This is a genomic window from Desulfobaculum sp. (assembly GCF_054921475.1).
The window spans coordinates 1-4,708 of sequence record NZ_JBUDSW010000267.1 but is presented as its reverse complement, the minus strand read 5'-3'; the positions used below and the strand labels follow the sequence as shown (position 1 = coordinate 4,708).

Annotated in this window: 3 protein-coding genes and 1 pseudogene; all 4 read left to right on the top strand. The window is 62.3% G+C overall.

Going from position 1 to position 4,708, the window contains the following annotated elements:
- Nucleotides 1-1,979 (top strand): carbamoyl-phosphate synthase large subunit (carB, locus tag ACY69P_RS14315; protein WP_462327956.1); only part of this gene is annotated, 1,979 nt, incomplete at its 5' end.
- Between the two features lie 39 nt (nucleotides 1,980-2,018).
- On the top strand, nucleotides 2,019-3,407 hold the full coding sequence (gene purF, locus ACY69P_RS14310) for an amidophosphoribosyltransferase (RefSeq protein ID WP_404843229.1): 1,389 nt from the start codon (nucleotides 2,019-2,021) through the stop codon (nucleotides 3,405-3,407).
- 29 nt (nucleotides 3,408-3,436) lie between these two features.
- Nucleotides 3,437-4,429 (top strand): KpsF/GutQ family sugar-phosphate isomerase, encoded by a 993-nt coding sequence (locus ACY69P_RS14305; RefSeq protein ID WP_459901336.1) that lies wholly within the window; start codon nucleotides 3,437-3,439, stop codon nucleotides 4,427-4,429.
- Between the two features lie 97 nt (nucleotides 4,430-4,526).
- Nucleotides 4,527-4,708: pseudogene (locus ACY69P_RS14300) on the top strand (dolichyl-phosphate-mannose--protein mannosyltransferase); the annotation flags it as partial.

The window sequence follows — 4,708 nt, the reverse complement described above, 5'->3', positions numbered from 1 at the left end:
AGGACGAGATTCTGGCCAAGCTCAGAAAGCCGAACTCCAAGCGTATCTTCTACATTCGCTACGCCATGCTCTGCGGCCTGACCGATCAGGAGATTTTCGACGCCTCCTTTATCGATCCGTGGTACCTGCGCCAGATTCGCGACATCGTGGATGCGGAAGAGGAACTGCGCCGCTTCGGCCTGCGCCAGACCATGTCCGCCGAGAGCGCCGAGCTGCGCACCATCCTGCGCAAGGCCAAGGAATACGGCTTCTCCGACCGCCAGCTGGCTACCCTGTGGAAGATGGAAGAAAGCGACGTGCGCCGCCTGCGTGAAGACGCCGGCGTGAAGCCCACCTTCTACCTTGTGGACACCTGCGCGGCCGAGTTCGAGGCGCATACCCCGTACTTCTATTCCACCTACGAGCACGGCACGGAAGTGGAAGCCGAAGCGGGCAAGAAGGTCATGATCCTTGGCGGCGGTCCCAACCGCATTGGTCAGGGCATTGAATTTGACTACTGCTGCGTCCACGCGGCCTACGCCCTCGGTGAGGAGAACGTGACCTCCATCATGGTCAACTCCAACCCCGAAACCGTCTCCACCGACTACGACACCTCGGACAAGCTCTACTTTGAGCCGCTGACCTTCGAGGACGTCATGAACATTGTGGAGTTCGAGAAGCCCGAAGGCGTCATCGTGCAGTTTGGCGGCCAGACGCCGCTGAATCTGGCGACGCAGCTGCTGCGCGCCGGCGTGCCCATCCTTGGCACCCATCCCGACTCCATCGACCGCGCCGAAGACCGCGAGCGCTTTCAGGCGCTGCTCAAGAAGCTGGGCCTGCGCCAGCCCGACAACGGCACGGCCATGAGCGTGGAGCAGGCTGTGGAAGAGGCCAAAACCGTTGGCTATCCCGTTGTGGTCCGCCCCAGCTACGTGCTCGGCGGCCGCGCCATGGACATCGTCTACGACGAAGAGGGCCTGCGCACCTACTTCCGCGAGGAAGTGCACGCCGCGCCCGAACATCCCATCCTTATCGACCAGTTCCTTGAGAACGCCGTTGAGGTGGACGTGGACGCCCTGTCCGACGGCCGCGACGTGTACGTTGCGGGCATTATGGAGCACATCGAGGAAGCGGGCATCCACTCCGGCGACTCCGCCTGCGTTATCCCGCCCATCACCCTCGGCGGTCTGATTGTCGAGGAAATCCGCCGCCAGACCATCGCGCTGGCGAAGGAACTGGGCGTTGTGGGCCTCATGAACATCCAGTTCGCGGTCAAGGACGGCGTTATCTACATCCTTGAGGTGAACCCCCGCGCGAGCCGTACGGCTCCCTTCGTCTCCAAGGCGACGGGCGTGCCGCTGCCCAAGCTGGCCACCAAGGTCATGCTGGGCCAGCGCCTGAAGGACATCGACCCGTGGTCCATGCGCAAGAGCGGCTACGTGGCGGTGAAGGAGAGCGTGTTCCCGTTCAACCGCTTCCCCAATGTGGACATCCTGCTCGGACCCGAGATGCGTTCCACCGGCGAAGTGATGGGCATTGATTCCTCCTTCGGCATGGCTTTCCTCAAAGGCCAGTTGGCCTCGGGGCAGAAGCTGCCGGACAGCGGAACGGTGTTTATCTCCGTCAACGAACGCGACAAGGAAGGCATCGTCGACGTTGCCGCCACCTTCTCGCAGCTGGGCTTTAATATCCTCGCCACCAGCGGCACGGCGGAATTCCTGTCGCGCCGGGGTGTCGATACCCAGACCGTCTACAAGGTCTACGAGGGCCGCCCCCACGTGGTGGACCGCATCAAGAATGGTGAAGTGGACCTTGTCATCAATACGGCGTCCGGTAAGAAGACGGTGGGCGACTCCTCAGTCATCCGCCAGAATACGCTCCTGTACGGCATTCCCTACACCACCACGGTGGCGGGTGCCCGCGCCATGGCCCACGCACTGCGAGAACTCAAGCAGCGTGAACCCGGCGTGTGCAGCCTGCAGGAATACTACGGTCTTTAATCTCAACTACGCCGCCCAAGGGACGGCACCAGCATCACCATGAAGAAGGAATACTGCGGACTGTTCGGTATATACAATCATCCGGAAGCGGCACGGATGACCTACTTCGGCCTCTACGCGCAGCAGCATCGTGGACAGGAAAGCGCTGGCATCGTCACTTGGGACGGCAGCAAACTGCGCGAGCAGAAGGGTATGGGTCTGGTGGCTGACGTGTTCAACGAAAGCCACCTCAGCCGTCAGCTGAAAGGCGAAACCGCCATCGGCCACATCCGGTACTCAACCACCGGTGCCTCCCTTTTGCGCAACGCGCAGCCGTTTATGGTGCGCTTTGGCGACACCATGCTCGCCATCGCCCATAACGGCAATCTGGTGAATGCCCACGAGCTGCGCCTGGAACTGGAGCGGGGTGGGGCGATCTTCCAGACCACCATGGATTCCGAGGTCATCGTGCACCTCATCGCCCGCTACATGAATGTGGAGGGCGACGACGTTGAGGAAGCGGTCGCCAAGTCCTGCGCACGCGTCAAGGGCGCCTTTGCCCTGCTGGTGCAGGCCAACGACAAGCTCATCGCCGTGAAGGACCCGTGGGGCTTTAGGCCCCTGTCCCTTGGCCGCGTGGGCGACTCCTACGTGCTGGCCTCCGAAACCTGCGCCTTTGATCTGCTTGAGGCCGACTGTCTGCGCTCCCTGCGTCCCGGCGAAATGCTCGTTCTGGACAAGGACGGCCAGCGCAGCCGCCTGTATGCCAAGCCCAACGGCTGCAAACAGTGCATCTTTGAGCTGATCTACTTTGCGCGCCCGGACTCCGACGTCTTTGGGCAGAATGTGTACGAGCGGCGCAAGGCCATGGGTATGGCCCTCGCAACGGAAGCGCCCGTTGACGCGGACTTCGTCATGCCGTTCCCGGATTCCGGCAACTACGCCGCTGTGGGCTATGCGCAGGCGTCCGGCCTGCCCTTTGAGCAGTGCATGATCCGCAACCACTACGTGGGCCGCACGTTTATCCAGCCCTCGCAGGATATGCGCGACTTCGGCACCCGCGTGAAGCTCAACCCCGTACGCAGCATGGTCAAAGACAAGCGCATCGTGGTGGTGGAGGATTCCATCGTCCGAGGCACCACCATCCGTACCCGCGTGAAGAAACTGCGCGAGCTTGGCGCGCGCGAGATTCATATGCGTGTGGCCTGTCCGGCCATTAAGTTCCCGTGCTATTACGGCATTGACTTTTCGAGCAAGGGCGAGCTTATCGCGGCCAACCACGCCGTGGACGACATCGCCCGCTACATCGGACTGGACTCGCTGCATTATCTGTCTATTCCCGGGCTGCTTTCCTCTGTGGAAGGCCCGGATAACTTCTGTTTGGCCTGCTTTGACGGCAACTACCCCATCCCGCCCTGCGAGAATGGCGGCAAGCTGTGCATGGAGTAGGTCCCTAACCTGTAGGTAGAACGAATCAGATGACACCCAAGTCACAAGAACGCGACTGGCTGGCCCTTGGCCGCGAGACGCTTGATATCGAAATCGAAGGCCTGAAGGCCGTTCAGAACAAGCTGAACGGCGGCTTTGTGGCCGCGCTGGAACTGATGGGCGGCTGCTCCGGCCGTGTGGTGGTGACGGGTATTGGCAAGTCCGGCCTTGTGGGCCGCAAGATTGCCGCAACCCTCTCCAGCACCGGCACGCCGTCCTTCTTTCTGCATCCGGTGGAGGGGGCGCACGGCGACCTTGGCATGCTCCGCGCCGAGGATGTCGTCCTTGCCATCTCCAACTCCGGCGAGACGGACGAACTCAACGCCATTCTTCCGGCCCTCAAGAAGATTGGCATCCGCATCATCGGCATGACCGGGCGTGAGGATTCCTCCCTCGGCCAGCTGTCCGATGTGGTGCTGGACAGCGGCGTCCCGCGTGAAGCGTGTCCGCTGGGCCTTGCGCCAACGGCAAGCACCACCGCAACGCTGGCCCTTGGCGATGCGCTGGCCGCCTGCCTCATTACGTGGAACCGCTTTGAAAAAGAGGACTTTGCCACACGGCATCCCGGCGGCTCCCTCGGCCAGCGCCTCAAGGCCTGTGTCCGCAACTTGATGCATACCGACGACCTGCCCGTGGCCGACGTGGAAACGTCCCTTGGCGAGGCGCTTATCGCCCTCAACGAGGGCGGCCTTGGCGCCCTTGCCCTCACTGATGCGGCGGGCCGCCTGCAGGGCATCCTGACGGACGGCGACGTCCGCCGCGCCCTGTGCGCAGGGGACACCGACCCGCAGGCCTCCGTGACCAACGTCATGACCAAGAATCCCTCGCATGTGTCGCCCGCCATCGCGGCCGCCGAGGTGTTGGACATGATGGAGGCGCGCGAGATTACGGTTATTCCCGTCGTTGACGACGACGGCGTGCTCCTCGGGATGGTGCACCTGCACGACCTGCTGGGCAAGGGACACCTCAAGTTCTCCGCGTAGGCGGAGCATGGAAGAGTGCATGGATCAACAGACATTCACAACTGACAATCGCGTATTGGGATGCCGGCCTGGTGTATTGGCCGGCGTTCTCATTTTGATGACGACCGTGGCGCGCATCGCCTTTATCCTGTCCGGCCAGCTCGACCTGGTGCAGGACGAGGCCCAGTATTGGGACTGGTCGCGCACGTTCCAGCTGTCCTACTTCACCAAGGGTCCGCTCATTGCGTGGATTATTGGTGCGGGCACGGCGGTATTCGGCGATACGGCCCTTGGCGTGCG

Coding starts and splice junctions, on each gene's coding strand:
- purF (WP_404843229.1), top strand. CDS start 2,019: ATGAAGAAGGAATACTGCGGACTGTTCGGTATATACAATCATCCGGAA.
- ACY69P_RS14305 (WP_459901336.1), top strand. CDS start 3,437: ATGACACCCAAGTCACAAGAACGCGACTGGCTGGCCCTTGGCCGCGAG.